Below are 15,950 nucleotides of genomic sequence, written 5' to 3' on the forward strand. Positions count from 1 at the left end.
TGAACAGCGATCCGCTCGTATTGTCCGCCCCACGCATCATCACCCCCGCCATTGTCGTGCCAAGGGTGAATCATGTTCCGCAAACCGCGTCGAGAGCCGACTTTTTCAGCGGCCTGTTAAGGCATGCAGAAAGCCGACCCGCAGTTGCAAGTCACATAATCCAGCCGCATCGGAAGCATCTGTCAGAGCAGGAAGTCACCCTCGTCCAGCTTTGCCGTCTGCATCACGAGCAGTTCGAAATCGGCACGGCCGTCGCCCGTCACGTCGGCCTGCACGAGCATGTCGTTGCCCGTGACGATGGTCCAGACCGCATGCGCCGAACCGACGTCTTTGGTGAGCTTCAACGACTGCAGGCCGTGCTGGCCGTCGTTCGCGTCCACGTCGGACAGGTCGATCAGGTCGACTCCCGATATGAAATCGCAGATCACGTCGTGGTCCTCACCTGGGGTGCTGTCCGTGGCAAAATCGAAAATGAAAACGTCGGTCGCCTGGTCGCCGCCGCCCGAGAGCAGATCGGCGCCCGCCCCGCCGTCCAGCCGATCAGCGCCCCCGCCCCCTGCCAATGTGTCGTTGCCACCACCGCCCGTGAAAAGATTCGACGACGCGTTGCCGGTCAGCCGGTCGTTGCCGTGCCCGCCCTGAACCGTCTCGATGTTGCGGATGACGTCGTTGCCCCAGCCCGTGTTCTGCACTGTGGTCAGGCCAAGGTCGATGGCGGCCCCACGAGAGCCGCTGATCGCGATCCGGTCAATGCCCGCACCGCCATCTATCAGGTCATCGCCGCCGTTCAGATACAGGAGATCATTGCCAGACCCGGCCAGAAGCTGATCATTGCCGCCTCCTCCGGTCAGCGTATCGTTGCCCGATCCGCCGTCGAGTGTGTCATCACCCGCGCGACCTTCAAGATGATCGTTGCCGCCGTTCCCGGCCAGGAGGTTGTCCGCATTGTCGCCATAGATCCGATCCCGCTCGGCGCTGCCAGTAACATTCTCGAAGTTCAGGATGCTCACCTGGCTCTGACCGGTCTGCTGCGAACCGGTCTTGCCAAGGTCGATGGTGACGCCGCCCGCGTCGGTCGCATCAAGAGTGTCGTTGCCTTCCTTGCCGTCCAGCACCAACGCGGCACCGTCGAAGATGACCGTATCGGCCCCGGAACCTGACCCTTTGGGGACGAAGCCGCTGTCATACTCGCCGGGGCGAACGTCCCCGCCGCTCAGGCGGGCGACAAGCGGGCGGCCAGGATCGTTCCATTCCCCCGCCCAGCTTTCCTGCGCCTCGGGAACGGCCCAAAGGTCCGCATAGCCCTTCATCGGACCAATATTCCAATGTCCGCCAACAATATCGGCCGGAGTGAACTCGGCGACGACATCACCGTTTACGCGGAAGATCGCCCTGTCATCCTTGACCGTGACCTCGTAAAGATGCTCGCCCTTGGCCGCATCGAATCCCAGGTCGATGACCGCGCGCTTCCGCGCTTGTGGGGTCAGGGTGACATGGCGGCCGGCCTCGTCCTCCATGTGGATGTCCAGATAGACCCGTCGCGTGTCACCGCCGACGAACTCGAAGTCGAACTCGACCCAAGGCTGGCGGGACCAGTCGTCCCTGTAGGCGAACATGCCGAACACCGCCCCGGGCACCATCTCGGGGGCTTGGGCGGTCCAGCTCCAGGTGCCTGTCGTCGCCACCTCGGCTGACTGGATTTCTCCTCCGTCGAAAGGTCGTGCGTTGTCGCTTGAGGCGCGGTCCAGCACGAGTTCGACGGCCCCATCGGCTGCAACGCGAACATTGTCCGGCGACCACTGCAGGAGGTTCGACTGCCCCGCTGCCCAGTCCGAAATCAGCCAACTGTCCTGGGTGAACTCTTCCCCCAGTTCATAGAGATCGAATGCGGAATTTTGCGACAAAGCTTCGCCGGTCATGTGCCTGAGCCTCTGGTTGTGCGATCAGAGCAGATCCCCGCCAAGCGGGCAGTCCCGCGACGGCGCTGTCCGGGGCATGCGGGACAGATAGTGGATTTTGCGCCACAAACAACCCCAGGTTGAGTGATGTTCATGTTGCGCTTTTGCTACAGCTGCAAATTCGGAGACCAGAGAGGGTCCAGCGACATTATCGCATCAAACCAGAATGTCTGCTGGAGCTGCGGAATGACTTGGGCCACTGGGACGATTGTCAGGCGTATCCATCAAGAGACCGCCTCAGAGAGTGCAATCCAGTTCTGCCTCGTCAAAAAGCAATTCCCTTGGCCCGCCGCTGCGTCAGGCGGCCCGGCGTGTCGCAAGTCTGCCGGAGGTGGCGATGCCGATCGGATTCATGATGGATCACCCGCCCCCCCTGCCGTCTTCAGGTAGAAATCGCGTTGCAAACCCTGTTTCGCCGCTCGGGCCGTCCCCGGATCTGCCGAGATACGCCTGAAGGCCCGGGTGCTGACCGATGGCAGGGTCAGCGCAACGACGCCGCAGCCAGCCAGCTTAGGGTGTCGTCCGTCGGGCCGATCGGGCGATACTCAGCACCCACAGGTCGCTGCCAGTTCAGATCGTCCAGAAGTTCGTATATCGGGCCGTAATCCAGCAGCCCGTGATCCGGCGCACCGCGATCGGGAACCGAGGCGATTTGCACATGGCCGATCAGCGGCAGGTGCGTCCGCAAGCGGCGCGCGACCTCGCCCTCGGTGATCTGGACGTGATAGCAGTCGAACATCATGCGCAGGTTCGCATGTCCCGCGCGTTCGATCAGTGCCGCTGCCTGATCGGATTGCGTCAGGAAATAATCCGGCGCATCGCGATGGTTCAGCGGCTCGATCAGCATCGTCATGTCGGGTGCGGCCCGGCACGCGTGGTCGAGATTGCGCAGGAAGGTTTCTTCGGCCAGAGGACCCTCGGCACGTCCGGCCATGACGTGGATCGCGCCGCAGCCGATCTTTTGCGCATAGGCGATGGCCTGGTCGATGGCGGCACGGGCGTCATCTTCGCGTCCGGGCAGCGCCGCCAACCCATTCTCACCCGGTTGGCCGCGCAGGGTGTTCAGCCCCAGCATGGGCAGGCCGGGGGTCTCCAGCGCCGCGCGCACCTCTGCCGGCGGCGTGCTATAGGGCCAATGGCATTCGACCGCCGCGAAACCCGCTCGACCGGCAGCGGCGATGGCATCCGGCAGCGGCAGTTCCGCCCAGAGGAACCCAAGATTGGCCGAGAACCGGGTCATGCCTCGCCCCAGGCGACCTCGTGGATGCGCACCAGCTCGGCCACCTGCTGCGGCGACAGCATCTGCGGCGTCGTGCCGCGCAGCAGCATCGCCAGACGAGCGGTGGCCTCCAGCTCCTCAATGGCATTGCAGGCGGCCTCGAGGTCGAGCCCGGCCACCACCGGCCCGTGGTTCGCCAGCATCACCGCTGATCGGCGGCCTGCAAGGCCCCGAACGGCATCGCCCATCGTAGGATCGCCGGGCCGGAAATAGGGCAGCAGCTTTACCCGGCCCAGCTGCATCAGCGCATAGGGCGTGATCGGCGGCAGGAAGTCGTCCTCGTCCGTCTGGGGCAGCGTCGACAGCGCGACGGCGTGGCAGGAATGCAGGTGCACCACCGCCGCCGTCCGGCTGCGCGTTTCATAGAACGCGCTGTGCAGCGGCATCTCCTTCGTGGGCTTATCGCCGTCGATGTGGTGGCCGGCGGCATCGAAGCGCGACAGGCGCGCCGGGTCCAGTCGTCCGAAGCTGGTTCCCGTCGGCGACACCAGCAGCCCCCCGTCCTCGGTCCTGACCGAGATGTTGCCGCTGGAGCCTGCCGTCAGCCCGCGGTCGAACATGGACCCGGCCAGAAGGCAGAGCTTGTCGCGAAGCTGCGTCTCGGCGCTCATGTCCCGTTCCCCAAGAGGTTGGCGGCCTTGGCGAAGAAGTCCTCTGCCCCGAAGTTGCCGGACTTGAGCGCCAGGACCAAGCGGTCCCCCGCCCGCATCGCCGGGACACCGGGGTCGATCTCTGGCCCGATTTCGAGGCTGGAGAGGTTCAGCCCCTCGACCACGGCACCGGACGTCTCGCCGCCCGCGGTGATCAGCCGGGTAACGCCGCCAGCGACCAACAGCCGTGCGGTAGCCGCGAAGAAGGCATCCAGCCGTGCGGCCACTTCGCCGCTGCCGTGAAGCTTCTGGACCTGCTGCACCGACTTGGGATCGGCCGAGGAATAGACCAGCGGCAGCCCCTGCTGCGCCAGCGCCCAACTGGCAGCGTCGTCCGCCGTGGTGTGGCCTTGAAGAACGGCTTCAGGATCGATCTCCAGAGCCGGTCCGCCGGACGCGACGTGACGCGCCACCTGGGTGCGCGTCGCGCGCGAACACGAGCCTGATAGCGCCGCGACCAGACCCGCCTCGCCGCGCCACGCCGGCAGGGCAGAGTTCAAGAGGCCCTGTGCGCGGAAGTTGACAGGCAGCCCAAGCGCGACCCCGGATCCGCCGGTGATCAGCGGCAGGTCCGCCGCGGCGCGACCCAGGGTCAGCAGGTCCTGATCCCGGATGGCGTCGGCGATCACGTAGGGACGGCCCGCTTCGGCCTCGGCATCCAGCCGCGCGCGGGCGGCATCAGGGCCCTGCCAGACGGCGGCGGCCGGAAGATGCCCGACGACACGGCTCGTCTGCAGCCCCAGCCAGCGGCGCAAATCCGGGTCCGTCATCGGGGTGAGCGGGTGATGTTCCATTCCGCTGTCGCTGAGCAGCCTGTCCGCCACGAACAGGTGCCCCTGATAGATCGTGCGTCCGGCCGCCGGGAAGGCCGGGCAGAAGATCACGCGGTCCGCGCCTAGCGCATCGGCCAGCGCATCGGCCACGGGACCGATGTTGCCCGCGGGCGTGGAATCGAAGGTCGAACAGTACTTGAACAGGATCTGGCGGCACCCCTGTTCTCGCAGCCACTCCAACGCCTGCAGCGACAGGCGCACGGCCTCTGCTGCGGGGATCGACCGGGACTTCAGCGCGACGATCCCGGCCTCGACCGACGGGTCGGCGGGTTGCGACGGCGTGCCGGAATACTGGACCGTCCGCATCCCCGCCTTGACCAGCGTGTTGCCCAGGTCCGACGACCCCGTGAAGTCGTCGCCGATGCAGCCCAGAAGCATGTCGTCCCCCTCCCTTTCCTCAGTCCCAGTCCGTGACGGCATCCTGCGCGATGCGCAGGCGGTACATCTCGGACCCCTCGTCCAGATCGACATCGCCGCAGCGGATGATCCGGCCGGCCGGCACGTCCCGCTTCAGTCGGCAGCCCGACAGAAGATAGTACGGGATCGGCGCCTCGTCCCCCAGCACCTGCGCCGGCATCATCCGCCCCGAAACTCCGTCGATCGTGTGGTGATGCCCCTCGGCCACCAGCAGCCTGCCCGCCGTCAGGTCGACGTCGGCATGCGCCGTCAGGTCCATCATCGGACGCGGGTGCGCTGTCCCCGACGACACGTTCAGCAGCGCGGCTTCGAAGACGGTGGTGGCAGCCTCGAGCCCCAGCAGGTGGCGCGGGATGCCGATCATCGCCGTGCGGCCGTTCCGGGCCACGACATGGCCCTTCTCGCGCAGCATCTGCCAGCTGTCATCGTCGTCGCAGGCGACCGTGACGAAGACTCCGCCGGCAAAGCTCGGCTCGCCCGGAAGGCGCAGGCAGTTGAAGACATCAAGCGGCCCGTTGCCCCGCAGCAACCCGCCGTCGGCCACCGGCGCCATCAGGTCGGCGATTTCCGTGATCCGGGCGATGGGCGCGTGATAGTCCGGACGGTCAGGTCCCATGCCAAGGGCGTTGGCCACGACGACCATCTCGCAGAGGTCGGGAACCGCCCGCTGCGGCAGGCGCGCCAGCCTGGCGCGCGCTTGGACGACATCGGCCCAGGGGCGGCCCCCGGCATCGATCCAGCCGCCGAAGCCGGGCGCAGGCACCGTGACGCCGTTGCTGGTGATGCGGTCGGTTGCAGGATCAAAGACGAAGTCGTATTCGCTCGACTTGCCCGCGCCGATGATGGTCAGCCCTATGGCCTGCGCCCACGTGATCAGGCCGATCAGCAGGCTGGGCTGGTCCCCGTCGACCGGAGAGCAGACCACCCCCCGCCCTGTCGCCATGCGCGCCAGGATCGGCCCGACGACGCTGTCGGTCTCCTTGGTGACCATGACGACGTGCGTGCCGGCCTCGATCGCCATGCGGGCGTGGCGGGTGCCGGCCTCGGGGTCGCCGGTCGCCTCCAGCACGACCTCGACGGGCAGGTGGGCGACGACGGCCAGGTCCGCCGCCGCAATGGCCTGCCCTGCCTCCCACGCAGCGGTGGCCGCTGCGGCGTCGGCGCAGGCCGCGATCCGGTCCGGCGCGTACCCGACGGATTCGAGTGCGCTGGCCGCGATGCCCGCGTCACGGTCGACCGCCACGCGGCAGACCAGACCCGGAACCCGCCGCGCCTGCGACAGGAAGCTGCGGCCGAAGCCCCCGGTGCCGACAATGGCGCATTCGACCTGGCGAGTGCCCAGACCGCGGAAATATCGCAGATGGTCCATGTTGTCCTGCTGTTGCTGCTTGGGTGCGGCGCGGCCCGGGGGCCGCGCCCCGTCACTCGACCGGGATGCGGCGGCGGAAGCGCGACCCGAAGGCCAGAAGCTTCGGCACGACCAGAAGCGCGATGCCCACGACCATGATCGCGCTGACCAGCGGGTTGGCGAAGAAGATCGCCAGAGATCCGTCGGACAGCACCATCGACTGGTGGAAGGCGTTTTCGGCCTTATGGCCCAGCACCATGGCCAGAACCAGCGGCGCGATCGGGTAGTCCAGCTTGCTGAACAGGTATCCGACCATGCCGAACAGCAGCACAAGCCACAGGTCGAAGGTCGAGTTCGACACCGTGTAGGCGCCCACGAAGCAGATCGCGACGATCATCGGCCCGATGATGGCGAAGGGGATACGCAGCAGGGCCGCGAACATCGGCACGGTGGCCAGCACCAGGACGACGCCGATCAGGTTCGACACGTACATGCTTGCGATCAGGCCCCAGACGAAGTCGGGCTTGGTCGCGAAAAGCATCGGGCCGGGCGTCAGGCCCCAGATCATCAGGCCGCCCATCATGACCGCCGCCGTGGCCGAGGACGGCACGCCAAGCGCCAGCATCGGCAGCATGGCGCAGCTGCCCGCGCTGTGGTCGGCGGTCTCGGGCGCGATGATCCCTTCCGGCCGGCCGGTGCCGAAGGCCTTTCCCTTGCGAGAAGCCGAGCGGGCGATGCCATAGCTCATGAAGGATGCCGCCGTCGGGCCGCCGGGCGTGATGCCCATCCAGATGCCGATCAGCGCCGAGCGCAACGACGTCGCCCAATATCGCGGCAGTTCGCCGATGGTCTTCAGCACGTCGCGCAGGTCGATCTTCGATGCGACGCCGCGGAAGCGCAGCCCCTCTTGCACCGTCGAAAGCAGCTCTCCGATCCCGAAGAGGCCGATGACGACCACCAGGAAGCTGATCCCGCTGAGAAGCTCGGAGTAGCCGAAGGTCAGGCGCACGGACCCGGTGATCGTGTCCATCCCGACGGTGGAGAGGAGCAGGCCCGTGGTCAGCGCGACCATCGTCTTCATCGGTGCGGCGCTGCCCATGCCGATGAAGGCGGCGAAGGCCAGGAAATAGACCGCGAAATATTCAGGCGCCCCGAAGCGCAGCGCGAAATTCGACGCCCACCCCGCCAGCAGCGTGATCACGATGACGCCCGTCAGCGCACCGATGCCTGCCGACATGAAGGCCAACGTCAGCGCGCGGGTCGATTCCCCTGACCGCGCCATCGGATAGCCGTCGAAGGTCGTCGCGACCGAGCTTGGCTCTCCGGGAATGTTGAACAGGATCGACGTGGTCGAGCCGCCGAAGAGCGCGCCCCAGTACATCGACGACAGAAGGATGATCGCCGAGGTCGGATCGAGAGAGAAGGTCAGAGGGATCAGCAGCGACACGCCGTTCGGTGCCCCCAGTCCCGGCAGGACCCCCACGACCAGCCCCATCAGGACGCCGGCCACCATCAGCAGCAGGTGCATCGGCGTGATCGCGACGCCGAAGCCCTGCATCAGCAGGTCGAAATTGCCCATTGGCAGGTCCCCTCAGTAGATGCCCAGAAGCGGTTCGATCGGACCCTTGAGAAGGGGGATCTTGAAGATGACCTCGAAGATCACATAGAGCGACACCGCAAAGCCCGCCCCCATCGCCAGCGCCGAAATCGGGCGGTACTTGCCCTGCCGCCAGGCGCTGTAGGCGATGTAGCCGGTCGAGCCGACATAGATCCCCAGGAACAGCGTCGCGATGACGAAGACGATCATCGCGCCTATGAAGCGGCCGATGCGGTCCAGGTGCTCGCGTTCGAGGAAGGGTTCCTCGGTCTCGCCGGTTGCCTCGGCATGCGCCGTCGCCTGACGGTGCGCCGCAAAGGCAGAGACCATATTCCAGATGCTGGCGGCGATCAGGATCAGGCCGACATAGAACGGGAAATAGCCCGGCTGCGGTCCGCGTTCTTCCCAACCGTAGCCAAGGCCGACGGCACCGATGGCGGCGGTCGCGCCGACGGCCCCGGTCGCAAGTGCCGTTCCGATCTCGGCGTGGAAACGTCTGACGGTCATGGTGCCCCCTCTCCGCCTGCAGGTCGACCGGCCTCTGCCGCCGATCCGGACGCAAATGCCCCCGCCGCCGTGGCGGCAGGGGCGTGACTGGCCGTTACTGGCTGGTCCAGCCTTCGGCCGCAAACACCTCGACGGCGCTGGTCTCGTTCTCGGTGATGAACTGGCTCAGCTCTTCTCCCGACAGAAAGACGCCGGTCTGCGAGGTCTTGTTCAGGTATTCCTGCCACGCGTCGCTTTCCGCGACATTGCGCAGGGCCTTGGTGTAGAAGGCCTTTGCCTCGGCATCGGCGCCCGCCGGCATCCAGACCGTCCGGGGCATGCGATAGCTGGCGATGTCGACGCCCGATTCCTGGCAGGTCGGGATGTCATGCCAGCCCTTGCCGTCATGGATCGGGTCGCTCTCGGCCATCCGCTCGGGCGAGAAGACGCAGAGGGGACGGATCGCACCCGACTGCCACTGGCCCAGGGCCTCGTTGGGGTTGTTCACATGCGCGTCGACATGGCCGCCGGCGAGCTGCACGCCAACCTCGCCGCCACCGTTGAAGGGGACGTACTTGAACTCGGCGCCGGTGGTCTGTTCGATCAGCGACACCAGAGTCTCGTCGGTATCCTTGGACTGACTGCCGCCGAAGGTCACGCTGCCCGGCTCGGCCTTTGCGGCCTCGATGAAGTCGGCCGCGGTCTCGTAGGGCGCGTCGGCCTTGACCCAGATCAGGAATTCGTCCAGCGCCAGCGCGGCGACCGGGTCGAGGTTTTCCATCGAATAGGCCATCTGCGCGACATGCGGCAGCAGGTAGGCGTTGTTGGTGCCGAAGATCAGCTTGTGGGCGTCGCCCTCGTTCTGCATCGCATAGAGGAAGGCTTCGGCGCCCGAGCCGCCGCCCTTGTTCAGCACCACGACCGAATTGTCGATGATGCCTTCGCGGTTCAGCGTCGCTTGGATGGTGCGGGCGAAGTTGTCGGTCCCGCCGCCGGCGCCCGAGGCGACCACGAATTCGATCGGGCGCGACGGCGCCCATTCCGCCATCGCGGGCGCAGCTGCGGCAATGGCCGTGGCGGCCAGAAGGGCGGTCTTCAGATAGGTCATGTCTTCCTCCTCAGAAAAATCCCGCCCCCTCCCGGGGCGGGACATGACGGTGGTTACTCGGCGGCAGCGCGGCTTGGCGCGACCTTGTCGGTCGCCCAGCCTTCGGCAAGCGGCACGGGATTGCCGCGAGCCGGGTTCAGCTTGGCAAGCCGGATCCCCAGGCGCGCTGCTTCCAGCGTCGCCCCCAGGTCGGCCTTGCCCTTTCCCGCGATGTCGAAGGCCGTGCCATGGGCCGGCGTGACGATCGGAAAACCATAGCCCGCGATCAGGGTGACGCCGCGGTCGAAGCCCATCAGCTTCATCGCGATCTGCCCCTGGTCGTGGTACATCGTCAGCACCGCGTCGAATTCGCCGCGGGTGGCGCGCACGAAGACGGTGTCCGACGGCACGGGTCCGGTGGCGGGGATGCCCTCGGCCACTGCGGCCTCGACGGCCGGGGCGATGATGTCATCGTCCTCGTGGCCGAAGTTGCGGCCGTCCCCGGCATGCGGGTTCAGCGCGGCGACGCCGATGCGGGCGCCGGGCTTGCCGGCGCCGGCCATGACCTCGGCCGTCAGGCGCAGGCTGCCCAGGATGCGCTCGACGCTCAGCGTCTCGGCCACCTGGCGCAGCGGGATGTGGGACGTCACGCGGGCGTTCCAGACCTCTTCCAGCACGTTGAACTCGCGGCCGCTGCGGTCGCTGGACAGGGTCATGTCGATGAAGCCGATCTCGTCGACATAGCTGGGGCGGGCCAGGCGCATCGAGTGCTTGTTGAACGGCGTGAACATCACGACATCGGCAACGCCCGCCTTCGCCAGCCGCAGCACGGCGGCGAAGTTCTGCAGCGAGGCCGCGCCCGTTTCCGGCGACGACTGGCCCAGCAGCGCGCCGTCCGCAGAGCAGTTCTTCAGGTCCAGCAGGACGTGGCCGCCCGGCAGGTCGCTGACCTGATCCGCCGACACGACCGGCAGGTCCAGCTTCACCCCGGCATGTCGAGCCCCCATCGCAAGAACGCTGGCATCGCCCACGACGACGACATCCTGCCCCTGCAGCTCGGCATGTGTCAGCAGTTTTGCCGCCAGTTCGGGCCCCACGCCGCCCGCATCCCCGATCGCTAGTGCAACGCGCATAGGCGAGCCCCTTCCATGTCTAGGTTCATCTGAAACGTGACGACGGCCATGGCCGGCATCAGTTGTTCGTCTTCAGTTCGCCGGCCACCGTGCGGGCCGACAATGCCATGGAGACCGCGCCGGCGTCGCGGTGCCCCAGGCTCCGCTCGGCCAACGGGCGCGCACGGCCGAGCCGCGGCGTCATCTGCGCCGTCGCCTCGGCAGCGGCGGTCGAGGCAGCGGCGGCACGCTCCCAGGCCTCGGGCAGCGTCTTGCCGACGTTCGTCTCGGCCGCCAGCGTCTCGACGAAGGGCACAAGCGCATCGACCAGCGTCTTGTCACCAACCTTCGCGCCGCCCAAGCGCACCACGGCATCGAGTGCCGCCTGCGCCCCGGCCGCCACGGTCTGCGGCGACGGGCGTTCCTGGTCGTCAAGCGCCTGGCCCCAGGCACGCAGAAGCACACCCCAGAGCGCACCCGACGTTCCACCGGCCCGGTCGGCCCATGCATCGCCCGCCAAAGACAAGACCGTCGCGGCCCCCGCCCCGGCAGTTGCGGCCGCGCGTCCAGCGGCTGCGGCGGCGGCCGAGCCGCGCGCCATGCCTTGGCCGTGGTCTCCGTCACCGGCCTGCGCGTCGATCAGGCCAAGCTCTTCCTCTGCCTCGGACAGGACCGCCGCCAGCTTGTCCATGATCGCCGAGATGCAGGCACCGACCTGCTGCGATTCAGCGGAGCCCGGTGCGATTTCCGTCGCAGCGTCGGGCATCGCCGGGGCGGCCCGCGTTTCTCCTGCGGCTTTCGCCACTGTTCCCTTGCGGAAGGCGGGCGCATCCGCGGGGGCGCGCCAGTATTCTTCCAGGTGGTCGTCCAGCCACATCAGCGACAGCGAGCAGCCTTCCATGTCGAGGCTGGTGACGAATTCGCCCACCTCGGGATCGACCACGGTCAGGCCTGCGTCGGCCAGCATCCCCGTCAGGTGATGCCAGAGGACGAACAGCTCTTCGTACTTCGTGCGCCCCAGCCCGTTCAGCACGACCGCAACGCGGCCGTCATGCCCCTGGGGCCGTTCCGCCAGCAGCGGCGACAGCAGCATCCGTGCCAGATCGCGTGCCGGGACCAGCCGCTCGGTCCGGATGCCCGGCTCTCCGTGGATGCCAAGGCCAAGCGCGACGTGACCATCCTCGACGGTGAACAGCGGCGCGGTCTTGCCGGGCAGCGTGCAGCCGTCGAAGGCGACGCCGAAGGACACGGAAGCGCGGTTGGCGCGCTCGGCCACTTCCATCACCGCGTCGATATCGAGCCCCGCCTCGGCAGCCGCGCCGGCGACCTTGAAGACCAGCAGGTCGCCCGCCACGCCGCGGCGCTTCGAGGCCTCGTCACGGCTGGCGCTGGCGACGTCGTCGGTTACGGCCAGGATGCGCGCGTCGATCCCTTCGCCGCGCAGCCGCTCGGCTGCGGCGCCGAAGTTCAGGACGTCGCCCGCATAGTTGCCGAACCCCATGATGACGCCGCCGCCCCGGTTCGCCGCGCGGGCCACGCCGTGGATCCAGGCGGTCGATGGAGAGGCGAATACGTCGCCCGCCACCGCGGCATCGGCAAGGCCTGCACCGACATAGCCGAGGAAGGCCGGGTAGTGCCCGGACCCGCCGCCCACCAGCAGCGCGACCTTGCCCTGCGGCCCCGGCGCCGCCCGGACGGCGCCATGCGGCACGGCGGCCACGCGCCCGGCATTGGCGGCACAGAAACCGGCAAGGGCGGTTGCCGCGAATTCATCGGGTTGATCGAAGACCTTGGTCATGCTTTGGCTGTCCTCCCCGACAGGATACGTCTGATGTAGTCACGGTTATCGGCGCAGACGCCGAGGCCGTCGCCACCGTAATGTTCGACCAGGAACGGGCTGTCGAACCCCAGGTCCAGGGCGTGTTGGATCGCAGCGCGCCAGTTGATCGTGCCGCCCATCAGCGGCGCCGGGTGCGACATGACCAGGCCCGACGGGTCCTCGATCCGGTAATAGTTCTTGACGTGCCAATATCCCGCAAAAGGTGCGCAGGCCTCGATCATGGCGGACCACGGCTCGACCGGGCGGTGCAGGCGGATCAGGTTGCCGATATCGATGTTCAGCTTGACCGACGGGTGATCGACGTCCGTGACGAAGCGCACGGCGTCGGCGGCCGTTCCCAGGTAGGTGTCCTCGTACATTTCCAGCGCGACCTGAACGCCGGCATCGGCGGCATGGCGGCCAAGCTCCCGGATCCGGTCGACGGCCAGGCGATAGGTCGCGGGGTCGTTCGGGTTCAGGACGCCCTGCTCTGTCCAGAACCACAGCGCCTTCTGCTGCGCAGGCGTGAACGGACCAAAGAGGCCGAAGCTGACATAACGTGCGCCCAGTTCTGCGGCGGTGTCGATCACGCGGTGGCTGTAGGCAAGGTATTCGTCGCCATGCTGCGGGTCGATCACGCTGCGGCGAGAGGTCGAGATGGCGGGAACGCGCAACCCCAGGTCCGCGCAGATCGCGACGAATTCCTTCCGGCGCACGGTATCCAGATCAGCGACCCGCAACCAGGAATCGGTGGGATCGACGCAGTCGAAGCCGGCATCCGCAACCTCGACGAGGCTCGCGGCCCAGACCTCGGGCGCGGCGTCCTGCACAAGGGAACCGTCAGGCAGCCGCCCCGGAAAGGGAATCATGGCAGCCGCAATCGGCCATTCGCTCGCGCTCCATCGCTGTGTCATCTGCCCCCCTATCCTCGCCGCAACTCCCCCTGCGGCATCTTTCCCGAACGAATCGCTAGCACGACCTGGAAGCTGTATCAAGTGTGCTGTATACAGCAGACAGAACACGCCGTTGACTCGCGCCTTGCCGGCGCTTAGCGATGATCAGGATGACGGAGCCAATGCCACGCATGATGCAACCAGTTCAGAACGACCTTCCGCTGCCGGAGTCGCGGATCGAGCGGCACTCGCTGCACGAGGCGATCCTGAACCGGCTGCGGGACATGATCATCGAAGGGCACCTGCCGCCCGGCTCTCGGGTGAACGAGGGTCAGGTCGGCGCACAATTGGGTGTGTCACGGACGCCGCTGCGAGAGGCGATCAAGTTCCTGGCCAGCGAGGGGCTGGTCGAACTGGTCCCGCTGCGCGGCGCGGTGGTCAAGGCCTTCGGCGCCAGGGAAGTCTGCGACATGCTGGACGTGATCCGCATCCTCGAGCAAAACGCCGGGACACGGGCCTGCGAGGTTGCCACCGACGATGCCATTGCCCAAGTCCGCAAGCTGCACGACCAGATGATCGACTGCTATCGTCGGGGCAACCGGCTGGATTACTACAAGCTGAACCAGGCGATCCACAGCGCGATCGTGGCACTTGCCGGAAACGAGGCGCTGTCAGACGTGCACGCCCGATTGCAAATGCGGCTGAAACGGGTCCGCTTCATCGGCCACGAAGGCGCCGAAAAGTGGGCCAGTGCCGTGGCCGAGCATCAGGACATGATCGAAGCCCTTGAGGCGAGGGATGCGCAACGCATGTCGGATGTGCTGGGTCTCCATCTGACACAGGCCTGGATCAGGGTTCGGGACAATCTGGATCAGGTCGGTGCAACCGGCTGAATTCCGCCGTGGCGGGTTCCTTGTCCGGGACGGCAGGTCTGACCGGAACCGCTGACCACGGAGGCGCGTGCGCCACCGTCGGGAACGTCATCTTGCGGTCCGGGACCAGCCGTCCCGGCCCCGTCGCCGGGTGCTGACCGATGGGTGCCGACCGCCGGGTCGTGGGCGCGACGAAGCCAGCCTGAATGGGCAATACAGGCATGGCTTCTGGCGATCTGCGTCGGTTATTGGTGCGCAGCCCGTCCTGGGACAGGCTGAACCTGCAGGTGGTCTGCTTGTTCCCAGGAAAGTTATCGATTCGGTCCAGGCGGCTTTTCCAATGCCTCGCGCAGTTGACGGGACAGGTCCCTGATCGTTGTCGACAACTTCAGCCCCGCGACATCCTTGCGCACGCGGTCGAGCGCCTGATCGAGCTTTGGGTCCTGATCGTTTCTGTTCTGGCTCATGGCATCGGCTCGTGGGTCATTTCTTTACCATACACGCGCGTGCCGTCGAATCCGGTGCAGCCAGGTCAGCCGAATAGCGCATCCGTGATCACGCGTGCTCACGACTGCAGGCGAAGATCTCATCGTTCAGCGGTAAGTCGTAAGAACTGCCGTTGAGCAACCCGATGAGGACATTCCGCTGGGGCTTTCCGGGATTGACGTCGTGGCAGTCAGTGTCGTTCGCTCGGCCCATTCAAGGGACGGGGGGACTGGTGTCCCATCACTTCAAGCGGGCATCCAATGATTCCGCGCCGGCGCATCCAGCTCGTGTGCCGCCGGATCCCGACGAGGCTGATGTCGGCGCCTGGTGGTGGATCCTCGCGGCAGCAGCCGTCGACCGCGACCGGGAACTGGAACCCGCGCCATGCCCGCTACGAAGACCAACGGCCAGCGCCGGCTCGGGACCAAGGATGAACGGCTCGGCGCGCGTGTGCCGCGTGCGCGCTTCCTAGCTCTCCTGCGTCCGACCGACAGTCCTTTCTTGCGAAAGAGCCAATAGAGCTTCTTCGGCTCATCAACCTGCCGCCGCGTTCCTGCAGCGGGCCGATCCGCCGAACCGGCGGCCAAGCGCCGCGATCTTGCATGGCGTCGCGGAGTTCATGGTTGTCGGATTGGCGCCCCACCCTGCACCGTCTTCGGATGACACCGCTCACGGACGGCCCATGCCGTTTGAGGGGATGGCGTCCCATACCGGCTCCGTGCTCGCTGATCATATCGATGATCTGTTCGTCCGGCGCAAGCGTCCCCATCAGGGACACGGCTTTCTCCATCAGCAAAGCCGCTTTCCTCATACTGTCTGACCTGCCGATGACCTGCTCCCGGTCGGTCCCTCGCTCCAATGTAGAGTTCGCTTCGCCATGAAGGAGCAGGCGACATGAGGACAAGCCGCTTTGCCGAGGCGCAGATCATTGGCATGATCAAGGAGCAGGAAGCCGGAATGGCAACTGCGGAAGTCTGTGGCCGTCATTGGGCGAGCTCCGCGACTTTCTGCAAGCCGAAAGCCAAGTATGGCGGCATGGATATGTCCGATGCCCGGAGGCTGAAGGCGCTTGAAGGCGACAACGGCAGGCTGAAGCGTCTGCTGGCGGATGCG

14 protein-coding genes are annotated in these 15,950 nt (G+C 66.7%); 2 read left to right on the plus strand and 12 right to left on the minus strand.

The window, feature by feature from the left end; translation table 11 throughout:
* Positions 1 to 182: 182 nt before the first annotated feature.
* The 11 genes from OC159_RS18225 to OC159_RS18275 form a co-directional block, all read right to left on the minus strand.
* Positions 183 to 1,919 (minus strand): family 16 glycosylhydrolase, encoded by a 1,737-nt coding sequence (locus OC159_RS18225; RefSeq protein WP_265502620.1) that lies wholly within the window; start codon positions 1,917 to 1,919, stop codon positions 183 to 185.
* Between the two features lie 520 nt (positions 1,920 to 2,439).
* Positions 2,440 to 3,198, minus strand: coding sequence for a hydroxypyruvate isomerase family protein (locus OC159_RS18230; protein WP_265502621.1), 759 nt, complete (start codon positions 3,196 to 3,198; stop codon positions 2,440 to 2,442).
* On the minus strand, positions 3,195 to 3,848 hold the full coding sequence (otnC, locus tag OC159_RS18235; protein ID WP_265502622.1) for a 3-oxo-tetronate 4-phosphate decarboxylase: 654 nt from the start codon (positions 3,846 to 3,848) through the stop codon (positions 3,195 to 3,197). The genes OC159_RS18230 and otnC overlap by 4 nt, the downstream gene beginning before the upstream one ends.
* On the minus strand, positions 3,845 to 5,098 hold the full coding sequence (gene otnK / locus OC159_RS18240) for a 3-oxo-tetronate kinase (RefSeq protein WP_265502623.1): 1,254 nt from the start codon (positions 5,096 to 5,098) through the stop codon (positions 3,845 to 3,847). Before otnK ends, otnC begins: the two co-directional genes overlap by 4 nt.
* Positions 5,099 to 5,117: 19 nt before the next feature.
* Entirely contained in the window at positions 5,118 to 6,506 is a 1,389-nt protein-coding gene (locus OC159_RS18245; protein ID WP_265502624.1) for an NAD(P)H-dependent oxidoreductase, read from the minus strand.
* Between the two features lie 52 nt (positions 6,507 to 6,558).
* Positions 6,559 to 8,064: a tripartite tricarboxylate transporter permease gene (locus OC159_RS18250; RefSeq protein ID WP_265502625.1), complete on the minus strand. Its 1,506-nt coding sequence runs from the start codon at positions 8,062 to 8,064 to the stop codon at positions 6,559 to 6,561.
* Between the two features lie 12 nt (positions 8,065 to 8,076).
* Positions 8,077 to 8,589, minus strand: a complete 513-nt coding sequence (locus OC159_RS18255; protein WP_265502626.1) for a tripartite tricarboxylate transporter TctB family protein — start codon at positions 8,587 to 8,589, stop codon at positions 8,077 to 8,079.
* 94 nt (positions 8,590 to 8,683) lie between these two features.
* Positions 8,684 to 9,676: a tripartite tricarboxylate transporter substrate binding protein gene (locus OC159_RS18260; RefSeq protein ID WP_265502627.1), complete on the minus strand. Its 993-nt coding sequence runs from the start codon at positions 9,674 to 9,676 to the stop codon at positions 8,684 to 8,686.
* A 53-nt stretch (positions 9,677 to 9,729) separates the two neighbouring features.
* A complete protein-coding gene (locus OC159_RS18265) occupies positions 9,730 to 10,788 on the minus strand; it encodes a PdxA family dehydrogenase (protein ID WP_265502628.1) in 1,059 nt (352 codons plus the stop codon).
* A gap of 58 nt (positions 10,789 to 10,846) precedes the next feature.
* A complete protein-coding gene (locus OC159_RS18270) occupies positions 10,847 to 12,565 on the minus strand; it encodes a dihydroxyacetone kinase family protein (RefSeq protein WP_265502629.1) in 1,719 nt (572 codons plus the stop codon).
* Positions 12,562 to 13,455 carry a sugar phosphate isomerase/epimerase family protein gene (locus OC159_RS18275; protein WP_265502630.1) on the minus strand — a complete coding sequence of 298 codons (894 nt, stop codon included), beginning with the start codon at positions 13,453 to 13,455 and terminating at the stop codon, positions 12,562 to 12,564. Before OC159_RS18275 ends, OC159_RS18270 begins: the two co-directional genes overlap by 4 nt.
* 215 nt (positions 13,456 to 13,670) lie before the next feature.
* On the opposite strand from OC159_RS18275, the gene OC159_RS18280 reads away from it, so the two are divergent.
* Positions 13,671 to 14,372 (plus strand): GntR family transcriptional regulator, encoded by a 702-nt coding sequence (locus OC159_RS18280; RefSeq protein ID WP_265502631.1) that lies wholly within the window; start codon positions 13,671 to 13,673, stop codon positions 14,370 to 14,372.
* Positions 14,373 to 14,662: 290 nt separating this feature from the next.
* Here the strand turns inward: OC159_RS18280 and OC159_RS18285 are convergent, their stop codons facing one another.
* Complete coding sequence (locus OC159_RS18285) at positions 14,663 to 14,818, minus strand: hypothetical protein (RefSeq protein ID WP_265502632.1); 156 nt, start codon at positions 14,816 to 14,818, stop codon at positions 14,663 to 14,665.
* 913 nt (positions 14,819 to 15,731) lie between these two features.
* Here OC159_RS18285 and OC159_RS18290 point away from each other — a divergent pair.
* A partial coding sequence (locus tag OC159_RS18290) for a transposase (RefSeq protein WP_265502633.1) occupies positions 15,732 to 15,950 on the plus strand: 219 nt, incomplete at its 3' end.

Origin of the sequence: Paracoccus beibuensis (assembly GCF_026162625.1) — a bacterium.
GTDB lineage: Bacteria > Pseudomonadota > Alphaproteobacteria > Rhodobacterales > Rhodobacteraceae > Paracoccus > Paracoccus beibuensis.